The sequence below is a fragment of the Saccharothrix sp. NBAS 001 genome (genome assembly GCF_056640475.1).
In genome coordinates this window covers 4688839-4705296 of the sequence record NZ_CM153251.1, presented here as the reverse complement: position 1 = coordinate 4705296, position 16458 = coordinate 4688839, and the positions used below count along the sequence as shown (strand labels likewise).

Genomic DNA, 16458 nt, shown 5'->3' with positions numbered 1-16458 from the left:
GAATCCCGGAGAAAAGTGAGGTTCATTCTTGTGGGGTTGCGGGAAACCGTAGCGGCGGACGTCGCGCGGGTGCTCAGCGTTTGTTGTCCGGGTGGTGCACGCTGAGGTCGCCCTGGGCCGACAGGACGCCCGCGAGGTCGGCGGGCCGGTCGCGCAGGACGGTGTCCAGGAAGGCGAGCGTGGTCGTGGCGACGACGTGCGGACTCTCGTCACGGCCCAGCGAACCGACGATCGAGGGCACGGGCGGCAGGTACAGCGGGCCGTCCATGAACGTCAGGTGCGCGGCACCGGGGACGGTGAGCCGGTAGTTCGTCGCGGTGCCGAGTTCGAGCACTTCGGTGAGGCGGGGCAGGTAGCGGGGGTCGGTCTCCGGGGTGATGGCCTGGGTGAGCGCGAGCGTCGGCTGGTCGAGGGCGGGCGTGGTGGGGCCGTGCGGGAAGCCGTCCAGGTCGATGGCCGCGTCGAACCGCCGGTCCTGCCGGGCGGCCTGCAGGGCGGCGGCGCCACCCATGGAGTGGCCGGTCACCGCGACCCGTCCGGTGTCGAGGCGTCCGGTCAGCGGATCGGCGAACTCGCCCCGGTCCAGGCCCTCCAACCGGGTCAGCGCGAAACGGAGGTCGGCGGCCCGGATCGCCGTCCAGCCGGCCGCCAGCTGCTCGTCGGTCTCCCGGTCGCCGCTGGAGACGGTCGCGGTGCTGATCGTCCGGCCGTCGTCGAGCACGACGGCGGCGGAGTCGTACGGGTGGTCGAGGGCGGCGACCACGTAGCCGTGGCTGGCCAGTTCCTCCGCCCACGCGGTGTTCTGGGTGCGCACCCCGTTCGCGCCGGGGGAGAACAGCACGACCGGGAACCGTCCGCCCTCGTCGGCCACCGGGGCGCCGAAGACCGAGTGGGTGCGGGCGCGCGGAACGCCGTCGACCAGGAAGCCCGGCAGGCCGACCCCGCCGGCGAGGGCTTCGGACACGGTGCGCGCCTCGTCCTCGGTGCGCCCGAGGTACTGGGCGCGGGGTGCGTCCGCAGGGCTCTGCCGCGCCGGGTACCAGAGCTGGACCACGACGGTGCGCTTGTCGTCCGGATCCTCGGTGAACGTCTCGGGGCGGCTCGGGTCGGTCCACTGCACCACGTGGGTGCCGACCGCGAACTCGCCCGTGGGTTCGGGGAACACGGGCACCGGGAAGGCCCAGGCGGCCACCGGGCCGGTGGTGATCAGCCCGGCGCAGGCCAGCGATCCCGGCAGCGCCAGCCACCAGCGGGCCCGCCACGCCGGCCGGTCGGCGCGGCGTCGCCGCAGGGGCGCGAAGGCGAACGGCGACGCGACGACGGCGGCCGCCAGCACCGGCACCATCTGCCAGCGCAGGCCCGTCACGCACAGCACGATCGCGGACAGCAGGAAAACCGCACCCGCCGCGATCGTGACGCGGGCGCGGGCGGCGGCGGGAAGCCAGCGCGCCACCACCAGCACGACGGCACCCAGCACGGCGAGGACTTCCCAGGGGGACATGTTCAGTCCCGTGATGATCTCGGTCACCACACCATGGTCGGTGCCGGGGGCGCGTCGCCACATCGATCCCGGGTCCCCGGCGCGTGCCGCCCGGGGTCGCAGTCCCGGGCGGGTACCGGTGCGATCGCAGTGGCAACCGGGAACCCCGGGCCGGCGGTCGGATTGCGACTGCGGGAGGTGGTCGGGATCCTCCTGCGGTCGTACTCCGGCCCGCCGCCGTCAGACGGTGGGCTCATGTGCTCCGCGCGCCCGCGGCCTACCGTGACAGGGCCGTGGTACCTGCCCGGGTGGTGCGAGGCGTACGTTGCCGTACTCGCCTCGGCTCCGGCGGTACGCGGGGGCGGCCCCGGCCGGGGCCCTCCGACGCCGGATCGACGGGGACGTGCGATGACCGAGGTGGCGGTGGAACCCGGCAACGCCCACCGGGTGCGCTACCGGGACCAGGTGCGGACGCGTGCGGCGGGCCGGCTGACGGGCTGCGCGGACGCGGCTTCCGCGCGAGTCGGGCGGCTGGTGGCGGTGGCCGGGCGCTGGGGCTCGCGGCTGCCGGCCGTCCTGTGGGACCTGTTGTTGCCGGCGCTCCTCCTGCTCAACGTCGTGACCACGTACGCGCCCGACGAGTTGCCGGTGGCCGTGGTCCTCACCGCAGCCCTCGCACTGCCCCTGGTGTGGCGGCGCAGGGCACCGTTCACGGTGTTCGGTGTCGTGGTGGCCGTGGCCGTCGTGCAGTGGCTGTTGGACGTCCAGTTGCCGGCGGACATCGCGTTGCTGGTGGCGCTCTACACGGTGGCCGCGAACTCGGGCCGGCGCGGCGCGCTGATCGCGGGTGCCGTGGTGGAGGCCGGGGTCCTGCTCGCCTGCCTGCGCTGGACGGCGGAAGGCGCGTCCTCGACCCTTTTCGTCGCGGTCACCGCGATGACCGTCGCCGCCGCCGTCCTCGGGGTGAACGTGCGGACCACCCGCGCCTACCTCGCGGCCCTGGAGGACCGGGCCGCGCGCCTGGAGCGGGAACAGGAGCAGCAGGCGCGGGTGGCCGTCGCCGAGGAGCGGACGCGCATCACCCGCGAGATGCACGACATCGTCACCCACAACCTGTCCGTCATGGTCGCGCTCACCGACGCCGCCGTCTACGCGCAGCACCGGGCGCCCGACAAGGCCACCACCGCGATGCTCCAGATCTCCGAGACGGGCCGGCAGGCCCTGACCGACATGCGGCGTTCGCTGGGCGTCCTGCGGACCGACGAACCGGACGCGGAGCGCCACCCGCTGCCCGGCATCGCGCAACTGGAGAGCCTCGTGGACCAGATGTGCGCCGCCGGGCTGCCGACCCACCTCGACGTCCACGGCGGCTACGCCCACATCCCCGCCACCGCGCAACTGACCGTCTACCGCCTGGTGCAGGAAGCCTTGACCAACACCCTCAAGCACACACCGCCCGGCACGCCGGCGAAGGTCCGGATCGAGTGCTCGACCGGGACCGTCGCGGTGGACGTCACCGACAGCGGCCCCCGCCCGCCGCTCCCCGCCGCCGCGTCGTCCGGCCACGGCATCACCGGCATGCGCGAGCGCGCCGCCGCCTACGGTGGGACGTTGCGCGCCGGACCGCTCGCCGACGGCGGCTGGGGAGTCCACACGCGACTGGTCCTCGGCAGCAGCGGAGCGGTGTCCGCATGACGATCCGCATCCTGATCGCCGACGACGAAGCGCTGCTGCGCATGGCCTTCGGCACGGTGTTGGAGGCCCAGCCGGACATGACACCGGTCGGGGAGGCCGCGGACGGCGGCCAGGCCGTGCGCCTCGCCCGGGAGCTGCGCCCCGACGTCGTCCTGATGGACGTCCGGATGCCCGGCACCGACGGGATCGAGGCGACCCGGGAGGTCATCCGGGTCTCCCCGCAGACCAGGGTGCTCATCCTCACCACCTTCGACCTCGACGAGTACGCCTTCGCCGGGCTCAACGCCGGGGCCTCGGGCTTCCTGCTGAAGAACACCAGGCCCGAGGAGCTGCTCAGCGCGATCCGCAACGTGGCGGCGGGCGACGCGGTGGTCTCGCCGAGGATCACCCGCCGGCTGCTGGAGAGCTTCCGCCCGCACATCCCCGACGGCCGGGGCGCCGAGCGCGACCGGCGGCTGGGCCGGCTCAGCGCCCGGGAGCGCGAGGTGCTCGTCCAGGTGGGCTGCGGCCTGTCCAACACCGAGATCGCGGCGACCCTGTACCTCGCGGAGGCGACCGTGAAGTCCCACCTGGGGCGGATCCTGCACAAGCTCGAACTCCGCGACCGGGTGCAGGCCGTGATCTTCGCCTACGAGAGCCGCCTGGTGCACCCGGCATGACGCCGCCCGCCGGTGCCCCGCGCGCGCCGGCGGTCGATCCCGAAGCGGGTGGTCACGGGGTGATGCGGCCCAGGAGGCGGGTCATCTGCCCGACGGTGTCGGTGGGGGGCCAGCCGAAGTCGGGGAGGTCCGCGCGCAGGGTGACCTGGCCGTGCAGGGCCGTCCAGAGGGTGACCGCGTCGGTGTAGGTGTCGGTGCTGGTGGAACGGCCGGCGCGGACGCAGGCGTCGAGGTTGTCCACGAGCAACTGGAAGGCGGCCAGACCCCGGTCGCCGGAGGCGTCGGCGGCGGGGGCCTCGGGCTTGGGGCGGGCCCAGCCGAACAGGACGCGGTAGCGGGCCGGTTCGCGGACGCCGAAGTCGACGTAGGCCGCGCAGCCGGCGAGCAGTGACTCGACGGGGTCGTCGTGCGCCGTGACGGCGTCCGCGACCGCCTGGTGGAGCTGGGTGATCGCCTCGACGACGACCGTGTCGACGATGGCGTCGCGGTCGGGGAAGTGGGCGTAGATCGAGGGGGCGGCGATGCCGACCTCGCGGGCCACGGAGCGCAGGGTGACCGCCTGGTCGGAGCCGGTGCGCACGATGAGGGCGGTCGCCGCCCGGATGATCTCCTCGCGCAGCAGCGGGCCCTGCCCGCGCCGGTTGCGCGGCCGGGGTGGGGTGCTTCCGGCCTGGTCGGCGGGCCCGGGACCGGCGGGGGCCTTCGTCATGGCCGGAACTTTACAGGTGTTAGCCGATCGCTGTAGGGTCCCGGCCGTCCGGAGCTAACACTTGTAAGTTTATGGCTGTAAGGACGTCATGGGCATCGAGGACACACCCGGTTCGGAGTCAGGCCACCCGCGTCGCCGGCCCGCCTTGGCGGCGCTCTGCCTGGCGCTGGTCGTCACCACCGTCGACAACACCGTGCTCAACACGGCCCTGCCCGCGCTCGCCGAGGCGCTCTCCGCGTCCACCGCCGACCTCCAGTGGATCAACAACGCCTACACGCTGGTGTTCGCCGCCGCGCTGATCACCGCGGGCAGCCTCGGCGCGCGGTTCGGGCACCGCCGCGCGCTGGTCGGCGGCCTGGTACTGCTGGCCGTCGCCTCGGCCTCGGCCGCGTCGTCCGACTCGGTCGGGCAGCTCGTCGCGTTCCGCGCGGTGATGGGGCTGGGCGCGGCGTTCGTCATGCCGGCCACCCTGTCGATCATCGTGGCGCTGTTCGGCCCCCGGGAACGCGGCCGGGCGATCGCCACCTGGTCCGCGACCGCCGGCATCGGCATCGTGGCCGGCCCGGTCACCGGCGGGCTGCTGCTCGACCACTTCGCCTGGGGCAGCGTCTTCTGGATCAACGTGCCGCTGGTCGCCGTCGCGCTGGCCGCCGTCGGGTCGCTGGTGCCCGCCCTGCCGGGCCACCGCGCCGGACGCCTCGACGTCGCCGGCCTGCTGCTGTCGGCGACCGGCCTGGCCGCGCTGGTCGACGTGGTCGTGCAAGGCCCCGAACGCGGCTGGGCGAGCACCGCCACCGCCGTCGAGGCGGGCGCGGCGGTCGTGCTGCTCGTGGCGTTCGTCCGCTGGGAGCTGCGCACCGCCCACCCGATGATCGACGTGCGGCTGTTCGCCGATCGCGCGTTCAGCGTCGCCGGCGCGATCCTCGGGATCACGTTCTTCGCCTTGTTCGGCGTGCTGTTCGGCTACACCCAGTACCTGCAACTCGTCCACGGTTTCAGCCCGCTCGAAGCCGGGCTCGGCGCCCTGCCGTTCGCGCTGGCGATGGCGGGCACCGCCGCCGTCAGCGACCGGGGCACCACCCGGTTCGGCCCCCGCTGCACCATCGCCGCCGGGCTCGCCGTCATGGCCGCCGGGCTGGGCGGCCTGTCCCTGGTCGCGGTCGGCACCCCGTTCCCGGTGCTCGCCCTGGTCATGGGCGTGGTGGGCGCGGGGATGGGGCTGGTCATGGCACCGGCCGCCACGGTGACCGTGGCCGCCGTGCCCCGCGCGAAGTCGCCGATGGCAAGCTCGGTGAACAGCGTGGTCCGGGAACTGGGCGGGGCGCTGGGCATCGCCGTGGTCGGCACCGTCGTCTCCGCCTCCTACGGCTCGCGACTGGCCACCGCGCTGCCCGGCGTGCCCTCCCCGGCCACCGACGACCTGACCTCCGCGCACCTGCTCGCCGCCGAGCTGCTCCCCGGCCCGGCCGCCGCGCTGGTCGCCGCGGCGGACGAGGCGTTCACCGGCGCGATGAACGTCGGGACGCGGCTCTGCGCCGCGGCCGCCCTGCTCGGTGCGGTGGCGGCCCTCACCTGGCTGCGCCGTCGACAACCTCGAACGCATCCGGTCGGGCCGCGTTGAGCGCCACCGGGTGCATGCCGCCCACCGTGCCCACGGGCGTGTACTGGTGCACGCTCCACTCCGGGCACGCCCCGTCCAGGTCCGGCGCGGCACTGCGGCCGTCGTCCGCGCCCCGCGACGCCACCCACAGCTTCGTGCCGGCGGTGACGGTGCGGTGCCAGGAACCCGCCCTCAGGTCGGCCACGTCCAGGTGCAGCCACGGCACGTGGGCACCGACCCGGCCGCGCACCCGGCCGAAGAACGCGGCCACGTCCACGTCGTCCCACAGCTCCGCCGAGCCGTGGAAGACCGCGTTGTGCAGTGCGACCACGTCACCGCGACGGTAGTCGTGCAGGCGGTCCACGAAACGGTCCGCCGCCTGCGTGGGGGACTGGTAGTCGCCCACCAGCCAGCAGTGGCCGACCCGCAGGCCGGCCGTTCGCGCGCCGCTGACCTGCACGCGGTAGTGCGGGCCCGGGTACGGCCGGTCGGCCAGGTGCGAGCCGCCCGCGCGGACCACGGCGAAGCCGTACCCGGCGGCCCGCGCGCGGGCGAAGTCGATGCCCGCCTGCCAGGTGCCCACGTCGACCCCGGCCAGCAGGCCGGCGGGGGAGCGGGTGCGCAGGGGTCCGTGCTCGTGGTCGGTCATCGGAGTGGCTCCCGGTGCGAGGTTCCCACCCGCACGGTAACCGGCCGGTCGCGCACCGGCGTCGGTCGTTCGACCACGTCCGATCGGGTGGGGCACCCCCGGAGGTGCCCCACCCGGCCGTCACGAGTTGCGCAGGAAGCGGTCCAGGACGCGGACGCCGAACTGGAGCGCGTCGACGGGGACGCGTTCGTCCACGCCGTGGAACAAACCGGAGAAGTCGAGGTCCGCCGGGAGCTTCAGCGGCGCGAAGCCGAAGTTGCGGATGCCCAGCTGCTGGAACGACTTCGCGTCCGTGCCGCCCGACAGCATGTACGGCAGGACCTTCGCGCCCGGGTCCTCGGCGGTGATCGACGCGGTCATCGCGTCCACCAGCGCGCCGTCGAACGTGGTCTCCACCGGGGGCAGGCCCAGCCACTCGCGTTCCACGTCGGGGCCCAGCAGCTCGGCCAGCTCGCGGTCGAACGCCTCCTCGCGGCCGGGCAGGATGCGGCAGTCCACAGTGGCCTCGGCGGTCGACGGGATGACGTTCGCCTTGTAGCCGGCCGACAGCATGGTCGGGTTGGCGGTGTCGCGGATGGTCGCGCCGATCATCCGGGACAGCGCGCCGAGCTTGCCGATCGAGCCGTCGAGGTCGTCCTCGGGGAAGTCGAGGCCGGTGATCTCCGAGACGCCCGCCAGGAACTCCTTCACCGACGGCGTCAGCACGACCGGGAAGCGGTGCTGCCCCAGCTTGGTCACCGCCGCCGCGAGCTTCGCCACGGCGTTGTCGTGGTGGATCATCGAGCCGTGCCCGGCGGTGCCCCGGACCCGGAGCTTGAGCCAGCGGATGCCCTTCTCGGCGGTCTCCACCAGGTACGCGCGCACGTCGTCCTTGAGCGTGATCGAGAAGCCGCCGACCTCGCTGATCGCCTCGGTGACGCCCTCGAACAGCTCCGGCCGGTTGTCCACGAGCCACTTGGCCCCGAACACGCCGCCGGCCTCCTCGTCGGCCAGGAACGCGAACACGATGTCGCGGGGCGGCACGACGCCGGCGCGCTTGAAGTGGCGCGCGACGGCCAGCGTCATCGCGACCATGTCCTTCATGTCGACGGCCCCGCGCCCCCACACGTAGCCGTCCTGCACCGCGCCGGAGAACGGGTGCACCTGCCACTCCGAAGCGTCCGCGGGGACGACGTCCAAGTGCCCGTGCACCAGCAACGCGCCACGTGACGGGTCCGCGCCGGCCAGCCGGGCGACGACGTTGCCCCGGCCCTTCGCGCCGGACTCGACGTAGGTCGTCTCGTAGCCGACCTCGGACAGCTTCTCGGCCACCCACTCGGCCGCCGCGCGTTCGCCGACCAGCGTCTCGGGGTCCCCGGTGTTGGTCGTGTCGATCCGGATCAGCTCACTGGCGAGGGCGATGACCTCGTCCTGGGCCACCCGCAGGCCCTCTTCCACGTTGCTCACCCCGCCTTCCTACCACTGAGGCGGCCTCACGACCTGCGGCGGGTCACGTGGTGGGAAGGCGTCCGGTGATCCTCGCGTCAGTACGTGCCGGTGGGTCCCGTGATGCCGAGTTGTCGGTAGAAGCCGGTGTTCATCCGCTCCACGTTGTCCAGCATGGCGAACACCCCGTCCACCAGCTTCCGGGCCTCGGTCAACCCCGCGAGGTCCAGGGCCGCCGGGTCCGACGCCGCCAGGAACGCCTCGACCGCGCGCCGGACCGCCGCCCACACCTCGACCCCGAGGTAGTGCTCCAGGTAGACGCTGTTGGTGCGGACGGCGGGCGGGATGATCGACGGGACCTTCGCGCCGTGCGACCCGAGGAAGCCGCCGGACGGGCCGTGCCGGACGCCGAGCGCGCGGTACGCGGCCAGGCATTGCACGCAGGCGTGGTAGATGTTGCCCGCGTAGGTCAGCTTCCACGGCGGTTCGGTTTCCGTCCGGTGCATCTCGCTGTGGTAGGGCAGCGGGTGCTTGGCCCGGCCAACGCCCCGGTCGAGTCCCCAGCCGGCGCGTCCGGCGGCCGTGCTGGACGGCGACACCTCGTAGCCCTGGTCGAGCAGTTTCTTCTGCTTGCCCGCGTCCAGGACGCGGTTGGAGTAGACGAGGGGGTGGGCCCCGCCCACGACGGAGATGTTGCCCCCTTGCCCCCGTTCCTCGGCGACGGAGGCCACGTGGTCGGACACCAGGTCGGCGGGCTGCCGGAGTGCGGGCGTGCGGTCCGGCCCCCGCCCCGGCACGGCGGTCACCCCGGCGAGCCAGTGCCGGGCCAACGCCTTGACCGCGTCCGCGAACGCCGGGTCGAGGCTCGGCGCCTTGTCGTAGCCCGGCTTCGCCGGGTAGGTGGCGTTGCGGCGCAGCACGTCGGTCTGTCGTGCGTGCCCCAGCACCTCCTGCGCGAACCCCCGGACGGTGACCTCGCCGGCGGTCCGGACGGGGTGCAGGCCGGAGGTGTAGTTGCGCCACCCGACGGCTTCCACCATGTCGGTCAGCAGGTGCTGCGCGACGTCCTGCGGTACCGGCGTGCCCTCTTCGTCCCTGAACGCGCGGTCCGGCGAGAACCGCGCCACGCACCGGATGATCCCGAGCTGACGGGGTTCGAACTCCCGCTTGGTGTCCAGGAAGTCCCGCACCTGCTCGGCCACCGCGCGCCACATCGGCTTCGACACCTGCATGAGCTGTGCCAGGCCGGAGTAGGGCACCTGCTCGGCGAGCACCTGCTCCACGGTCATCCTCGCCCTGGCCTCCCGCTCGGCGCGGTGCGCCTCCTTCGGGCTCAGGGCCAGGGTGGTGTTCGGGTCCACCAGGCTGACCGACACCCCCAACCGGGCCCCGGTGCGTGCCTTCTTCGGCAGTCCCGGGGGCTTCCCGCTCGGCGGCCTTGCGCTTGACGCCCCCGTCCGAGCCGGCACCCGGGCCGGGGCCTGAGGCCGACGGCGTCAGCCGGTCCAACGCCCACTCGGTGCGGTGGAAGCCCGCGCGTTCGAGAGGGGCGAGGCGGGCGGTGATCGCGGCCCGGTTCTTGTGCTGCGCGTACAACTGCATGATGCGCCGGTGCGCGACGATGCGCGCCTCGTCGACAGCGGTCACCCGGTCCCACGGGCTCGACCCGGTCTGGCCCGGCAGCCCGCGGACCAGCACCTCGGCCACGTCCATCCACGGCGCGGTCGCCAGGTGCGCGCGCAGCGCTGCGGTGTCCTCGGCCTCGGTGCCGGGCACGGGGCGGCCGGCCACGTCCAGGCGGGTCCGCTGCACCGCGGCGGCGACCGCCCGGTTGCCGACCGTGCGCTGCAGCCTGAGCAGCGCGGGCGGCGGCGGGCCGCTGCGGCCCGCCGCGCCGCGCGTGGTGCTCCGGGGGACCTGGCTGTGCTCGCGGGAGTGCACAACTCCAGGTTGGGGCGTTCCGAGCGCGCCCCGACACCGCTGTTCGGGGCGGGTCGTGGGAACGGCCGGGTGGTGCCCTCGGCGACGTTCGGTGAACCCGCGACCACGGTGCGGCGAACAGGTCTGAACCACCGGATGCCGCCGTACGTAGTCCCGTGGAAGGCACCCTGCCCCAGGCCCCCTACCCCCCAGGACCACCCCATGACCCCGACCACCCCACCCACGCGGCTGATCTCGTGGCTGGGCACGACCACCCTGACGCTCGGTCTGTGGGAGATCGCCACCCCGATCGCGCTGGGCCACGACTTCACCGGCGTCCGCACCCTGCCCGCGGCGTTCACCGGCGGCACGGTCCTGGTGGTCGTCTCGCTGATACCGGCGATGACCCCGTCGCAGGCCCGCTGGACGGCCCCGGCGCTCACCGCCGCCGGCTGGTGGATCGTCGCCGGCCCCTGGCTGACCTCCCGCCCGAACCCGACATCGCTGGTCAACGACCTGGCGGTGGGCGGCGCGGCGATCCTGCTCGGCCTCGCCCTGTCGACGTTGAGCAGGCCGGGGACGTTGCGCGTGACGTAGCCGCGAGACCCCGAACCGACCCCGGGAAACCATCGCCGGCGAATCACTTCGCCACGCTAAGGTTTTGGGCGTGACCCGTCCGGTGGGGCTTGTGATCGCCGTCCTCAGCCTGTGCGGGACCGTCGTGTCGCTGATGCAGACGCTGGTGGTCCCGCTGCTGCCCGAACTGCCGGCGTTGCTGGGCACCACGGCCGACAACGCCTCCTGGCTGGTCACGATCACGCTGCTGACCAGCGCGGTGGCCACGCCGATCCTGTCCAAGCTCGCCGACATGGTGGGCAAGCGGCTGGTCATGGTGATCGCGCTGGCCGTGCTGGTGGTGGGCTCGGTGGTCTGCGCGCTGACCACGTCCCTGCCGGGCGTGATGGCCGGACGCGCGCTCCAGGGCTTCGCGCCCGCGCTGATCCCGGTCGGCATCAGCATCATGCGCGACGAGCTGCCCAAGGAGCGGGTCGGGTCGGCGGTCGCGTTGATGAGCGCCACGCTCGGCATCGGCGCGGCGGTCGGGTTGCCGCTGGGCGGCACCATCGCCACCACGTGGGACTGGCACGCGCTGTTCTGGGTCTCCGCCGGGATGGGCGCGGCGATGCTGGTGCTGGTCCTGCTGGTGGTGCCGGAGTCGTCGGTGCGCAGCCCCGGCCGGTTCGACCTGGTCGGCGCGGTGCTGCTGTCGGTCGCGCTGGCGACGTTGCTGCTGGCCATCTCCAAGGGCGGCGCGTGGGGCTGGACGAGTCGGGCCACGCTGGTGTGCCTCGCGGTCTCGGCGGTGGGGTTCGCCGCCGCCGCGCCGTGGGAGCTGCGGGTGGGCAACCCGCTGGTGGACCTGCGCACGTCGGCCCGGCGGCCGGTGCTGCTGACCAACGTCGCGTCGCTGCTCGCCGGGTTCGCGATGTACGCGAACCTGCTGGTCGGCACGCAGGAGCTCCAACTGCCGGTGGCCACCGGGGTCGGGTTCGGGCTGTCGCCGACGGCGGCGGGCGTGGCGATGCTGCCGGGCGGGCTGGTGATGGTGTTGCTGGCCCCGGTGTCGGCGGCGATCACCCGCCGGTTCGGCGCGCGGGTCACGCTGCTGGCCGGCTGCCTGGTGATGGCCTGCGGGTACGCCGCGCGGGCGCTGCTGACCGGCGAGCTGTGGCACGTGGTCGCCGGGACGACGGTGATCTCCACCGGTACCGCGATCGCGTTCGCGGCGATGCCGATCCTGGTGATGCGGTTCGTCCCGATCACCGAGACCGCCTCCGCGAACGGCCTGAACACCCTGGTCCGCTCGATCGGCACGTCCACCTCCAGCGCCGTGGTCGCGGCCGTGCTCACCGCGGGCACGGTCACGTTCGCCGGTGCCGTCGTGCCCACGGAGTCCGCGTTCGCCCGCGTCTCGTGGCTGGCGGCGGGCGCGGCCGTGCTGGCGGCGGCCCTGGCGACCCTGTTGCCGGGGCGGGGTGTCACGACCGTCCACGCGCCGGCCCGTGACCGGTCCGACGAGGTCGTGGTGCGCGGCGAGGTGGTCACGCCGGAGGGCCACCCGGTGCGGCTGGCCGTGCTGACGGTGCTGAACCTGGACGGCGAGCAGGCGGACTGGACCCGGGCGGACGGCGCGGGCGCGTGGTCGGCGGTGCTGCCCGGCCCGGACCGCTACCTGGTGGTCTGCTCGGCGGACGGCTGGTCGCCGCGCTCGCAGGTGCTGCCGCTGACCCCGGACGAGCCGCAGCGGATCGTGCTGTGCGACCGCCGCGAGCTGGCCGGCGTCGTCACCCGGACCGGTGACCCGGTGGCGCACGCCCTGGTCACGCTCACCAGCCCGGCGGGGGAGACCTCCGAGCACACCCGCACCGACCGCGACGGCCACTACGCGCTCGCGCTGCCGCCCCTGGGGGCCTACATCCTGACCGTCCTGCCGCCGGGCGCGGACACCGCGCACGCCACCGACGTGGTGATCACCCCGCAGCGCCGGACCGTCGACCTCGACCTGCCGTCCCGCTGAACCGCTTTCCAGTCTTTTGCACGGCCTTCTCCCGGGCCGGACAACCGGCCGTTGTGAATGGTCGCCGCGCAGTTGTTTGACGGTGCCCCGGAAATGTCGGTCGAATAGTCGCGACACAATTCCGCTCCGGGGAGTCGACGGTTGTCCTCGTTCGTCCATTTGCACGTGCACACGGAATACTCGATGCTCGACGGCGCGGCCAAGGTGGGCCCGCTGTTCGCCGAGGCGCAGCGCCTCGGGATGACCGCCGTGGGCATGACCGACCACGGGAACATGTACGGCGCGGACGAGTTCTACCGGTCCGCGCGGCAGGCCGGGGTCAAACCGGTGATCGGCATCGAGGCGTACCTCGCGCCGGGCAGCAGGTTCCACAAGAAGCCGGTGTTCTGGGGCCGTTCCGGCCGGGCGCGCGGCGACGACGTCGCGGGCGGCGGCGCGTACACCCACCTGACCATGCTCGCCGCCGACGCGACCGGCCTGCGCAACCTGTTCACGCTGTCGTCGCTGGCCAGCATCGAGGGCTACTACCGCAAGCCGCGCATGGACCGCGAACTGCTCGCCGCGCACGCCCGGGGCGTCATCGCCACCACCGGCTGCCCGTCCGGCGAGGTGCAGACGCGGCTGCGCCTGGGGCAGCCCGAGGAGGCCCTGCGCGCCGCCGCCGACTACCGCGACATCTTCGGCGCGGGCAACTTCTTCCTGGAGCTGATGGACCACGGCCTGGTGATCGAGCAGGTGGTCCGCGACGGGCTGCTGGAGATCGGGGCCAAGCTCGGCCTGCCCCCGTTGGCCACCAACGATTCCCACTACGTGCGCAAGGACGAGGCGGAAGCGCACGCGGCGCTGCTGTGCGTGCAGGCGGGCAAGACCTTGAGCGACCCCGACAGGTTCAAGTTCGACGGCGACGGCTACTACCTCAAACCCGCCGACGAGATGCGCGCGTACTGGGACGCGCAGGTGCCCGGCGCGGCGGACAACACGCTGCTCGTCGCCGACCGCGTGCAGCCCTACGACGAGGTGTGGGAGCACCGCGACCGGATGCCGGTCCACCCGGCCCCGGAAGGCCACGACGTGAACTCGTGGTTCCGCGAGCAGGTCGTGCGCGGCCTGGCGCGGCGGTTGCCGGACGGCGTCCCCGACGAGTACCTCCGCCGCGCCGAGTACGAGATCGACGTCATCGTGCGCAAGGGTTTCCCGGCGTACTTCCTGATCACCGCCGACCTGATGGACCACGCCCGCGCGGTCGGCATCCGGGTCGGCCCCGGCCGGGGCTCGGCGGCCGGCTCGCTGGTCGCCTACGCGATGGGCATCACCAACCTCGACCCCATCCACCACGGCCTGCTGTTCGAGCGCTTCCTCAACCCGGAGCGCGTGTCCATGCCCGACATCGACATGGACTTCGACGACCGGCGGCGCGGCGAGATGGTCCGCTACGCCACCGACAAGTACGGCGCGGACCGGGTGGCGCAGGTGATCACGTTCGGCCGGATCAAGACCAAGGCCGCGATCAAGGACGCCGCGCGAGTCCACTTCGGACAGTCGGGCTACGCGCTCGCGCACCGGATCTCCAAGGCGCTGCCGCCGCCGGTGGCGGCCAAGGACATCCCGCTGTCCGGCATCGTGGACCCGGCCCACGAGCGCTACCCGGAGGCGGCCGAGGTCCGCGCCCTGCTGGCGGCCGACCGCGACGTCGCCACCCTGTTCGAGACCGCGCGCGGCCTGGAGGGGCTGATCCGCAACGCGGGCGTGCACGCGTGCGCGGTGATCATGTCGTCGGAACCCCTGGCCGACGTGATCCCGTTGTGGCGCAGGGACGACGGGGCGGTGATCACCGGCTGGGACTACCCGTCGTGCGAGGCGGTCGGCCTGCTCAAGATGGACTTCCTGGGGCTGCGCAACCTGACCGTGATCGGCGACGCCATCGACAACGTCGAGGCCAACCGGGGCCGGACCGTGGACCTGGACTCGCTGGGCACCGACGACCCCGCGACCTACGACCTGCTGGCCCGGGGCGACAGCCTGGGCGTGTTCCAGCTCGACGGCGGCGCGATGCGCGACCTGCTGCGCCGGATGCGCCCCACCGGGTTCGGGGACATCGTGGCGGTCAACGCCCTGTGCCGGCCCGGTCCGATGGCGATGAACACCCACAACAACTACGCCGACCGCAAGAACGGCCGTCAGCGGGTCGAACCGATCCACCCGGAGCTGGCCGAGCCGCTGCGCGACATCCTCGCCGAGACCCACGGCCTGGTGGTCTACCAGGAGCAGATCATGCAGATCGCCCAACGGGTCGCGGGCTTCTCCATGGGCCGCGCGGACGTGCTGCGGCGCGCCATGGGCAAGAAGAAGAAAGAGGTGCTGGAGGAGGAGTTCGAGGGCTTCCACGCCGGGATGCGCGCCAACGGCTTCTCCGACGCGGCGGTGCGGGCGCTGTGGGACACCGTCCTGCCCTTCGCGGGGTACGCGTTCAACAAGTCCCACGCGGCCGGCTACGCCCTGGTCGGCTACTGGACCGCCTACCTGAAGGCGAACCACCCGGCCGAGTACATGGCCGCGCTGCTCACCTCGGTGTCGGACAACAAGGACAAGTCGGCGGTCTACCTGTCCGAGTGCCGCCGGCTGGGCATCAGGGTGCTGCCGCCGGACGTCAACGAGTCCTCGCTGCACTTCGCCGCGGTGGGCGACGACATCCGCTTCGGCCTGGGCGCGGTGCGCAACGTCGGGGCCAACGTGGTGGAATCGGTCATCCGGACCCGCGCGGAGAAGGGGGAGTACGCCTCCTTCGCCGACTTCCTGGAGAAGTCGGAGCTGGTGTGCTGCAACAAGCGCACGGTCGAGTCGCTGGTCAAGGCGGGCGCGTTCGACTCGTTCGGCCACCCCCGGCGGGCGCTGGCCGAGGTCCACGAGGAGGCGGTGGACGCCGTGGTCGGGCTCAAGCGGCGGCGGGCGGCGGGCCAGTTCGACCTGTTCGGCGACGGGGCCGACGTCCCGGCCGACGCCTCCCCGCTGGCCCACCTCCGGCCGGGCACCGAGGAGTGGCCCCGCAAGCAGTTGCTGGCGCGGGAACGGGAGATGCTCGGCCTCTACGTCTCGGCGCACCCGCTGGACGGCGCGGACCGCGTCCTGCGGGCGCACGCCCCGAAGTCGATCGGCGCGCTGCTGGCCAACCCGCCGCGCGAGGGCGAGATCGTCATCGCCGGTATGGTGGCGGCGCTGGAACGCCGGGTGGACAAGAAGGGCGAGCCCTGGGCGATCGCCGCGGTCGAGGACCTCGACGCGTCCGTGGAGGTGCTGTTCTTCGCCAAGAGCTACCGCGAACTGGCCGTCGACCTGGTCGAGGACGCGACGGTGTTGGTGCGGGGGAGGGTGAACTGGCGTGAGGACAAGATGTCGGTGTTCGGCTCCGACCTCGCCGTGCTGGACGTGAGCGCCGCCGTGGCGGACGACCCGCCGCTGGTGCTGGAGCTGACCGCGGCCCAGGTCGACCGGGAGGTGGTCGTGGAGCTGCGGGCGGTGTTGCAGGCGCATCGCGGCACGTCCCCGGTGCGGATCGTGCTGTGCCACGGGATGCGGCGCACGACGCTCGCCGTGGACGACTACCCGGTCACCGTCGGCTCGGCGCTGCTGGGTGAGCTGAAGTGGCTGCGCGGCGTGCGGGTGGTCGAGGCGTGACCGGTGTCCATTGTGGATGATGAACTACCAACGGGAACGCCGTAGGCTGCCATTTCTCCTTTACGGCAACG

The 16458-nt window shown here is 73.2% G+C and carries 11 protein-coding genes; 6 read left to right on the top strand and 5 right to left on the bottom strand.

Features of this window, described 5'->3' with window-relative positions; genetic code table 11:
• Positions 1–73: 73 nt before the first annotated feature.
• Entirely contained in the window at positions 74–1528 is a 1455-nt protein-coding gene (locus AC0HI0_RS19150) for an alpha/beta hydrolase family protein (protein WP_480933728.1), read from the bottom strand.
• A 360-nt stretch (positions 1529–1888) separates the two neighbouring features.
• Here AC0HI0_RS19150 and AC0HI0_RS19145 point away from each other — a divergent pair, with 360 nt between their 5' ends.
• Together AC0HI0_RS19145 and AC0HI0_RS19140 are read left to right on the top strand one after the other, a co-directional pair.
• Positions 1889–3175 (top strand): sensor histidine kinase, encoded by a 1287-nt coding sequence (locus AC0HI0_RS19145; RefSeq protein WP_480933727.1) that lies wholly within the window; start codon positions 1889–1891, stop codon positions 3173–3175.
• Entirely contained in the window at positions 3172–3834 is a 663-nt protein-coding gene (locus tag AC0HI0_RS19140) for a response regulator (RefSeq protein WP_480933726.1), read from the top strand. Before AC0HI0_RS19145 ends, AC0HI0_RS19140 begins: the two co-directional genes overlap by 4 nt.
• Positions 3835–3886: 52 nt before the next feature.
• Here the strand turns inward: AC0HI0_RS19140 and AC0HI0_RS19135 are convergent, their stop codons facing one another.
• Complete coding sequence (locus AC0HI0_RS19135) at positions 3887–4543, bottom strand: TetR/AcrR family transcriptional regulator (RefSeq protein WP_480933725.1); 657 nt, start codon at positions 4541–4543, stop codon at positions 3887–3889.
• An 88-nt stretch (positions 4544–4631) separates the two neighbouring features.
• Between AC0HI0_RS19135 and AC0HI0_RS19130 the strand changes: the two genes are divergently transcribed.
• Positions 4632–6164 (top strand): MFS transporter, encoded by a 1533-nt coding sequence (locus AC0HI0_RS19130; RefSeq protein WP_480933724.1) that lies wholly within the window; start codon positions 4632–4634, stop codon positions 6162–6164.
• On the opposite strand, the gene AC0HI0_RS19125 is transcribed toward AC0HI0_RS19130, so the two are convergent.
• The 3 genes from AC0HI0_RS19125 to AC0HI0_RS19115 all read right to left on the bottom strand — a co-directional run bounded on the left by AC0HI0_RS19125 (position 6112) and on the right by AC0HI0_RS19115 (position 9599).
• On the bottom strand, positions 6112–6792 hold the full coding sequence (locus AC0HI0_RS19125; protein WP_480933723.1) for a GH25 family lysozyme: 681 nt from the start codon (positions 6790–6792) through the stop codon (positions 6112–6114). The genes AC0HI0_RS19130 and AC0HI0_RS19125 overlap by 53 nt on opposite strands.
• Before the next feature lie 120 nt (positions 6793–6912).
• Positions 6913–8229, bottom strand: coding sequence for a M20/M25/M40 family metallo-hydrolase (locus AC0HI0_RS19120; RefSeq protein ID WP_480934337.1), 1317 nt, complete (start codon positions 8227–8229; stop codon positions 6913–6915).
• An 86-nt stretch (positions 8230–8315) separates the two neighbouring features.
• A complete protein-coding gene (locus AC0HI0_RS19115) occupies positions 8316–9599 on the bottom strand; it encodes a hypothetical protein (RefSeq protein WP_480933722.1) in 1284 nt (427 codons plus the stop codon).
• Between the two features lie 760 nt (positions 9600–10359).
• On the opposite strand from AC0HI0_RS19115, the gene AC0HI0_RS19110 reads away from it, so the two are divergent.
• The 3 genes from AC0HI0_RS19110 to dnaE all read left to right on the top strand — a co-directional run bounded on the left by AC0HI0_RS19110 (position 10360) and on the right by dnaE (position 16387).
• Positions 10360–10734 carry an SPW repeat domain-containing protein gene (locus AC0HI0_RS19110; RefSeq protein WP_480933721.1) on the top strand — a complete coding sequence of 125 codons (375 nt, stop codon included), beginning with the start codon at positions 10360–10362 and terminating at the stop codon, positions 10732–10734.
• A gap of 70 nt (positions 10735–10804) precedes the next feature.
• Positions 10805–12715 carry an MFS transporter gene (locus tag AC0HI0_RS19105; RefSeq protein ID WP_480933720.1) on the top strand — a complete coding sequence of 637 codons (1911 nt, stop codon included), beginning with the start codon at positions 10805–10807 and terminating at the stop codon, positions 12713–12715.
• A gap of 183 nt (positions 12716–12898) precedes the next feature.
• Positions 12899–16387, top strand: a complete 3489-nt coding sequence (dnaE, locus tag AC0HI0_RS19100) for a DNA polymerase III subunit alpha (RefSeq protein ID WP_480934336.1) — start codon at positions 12899–12901, stop codon at positions 16385–16387.
• Positions 16388–16458 lie beyond the last annotated feature (71 nt).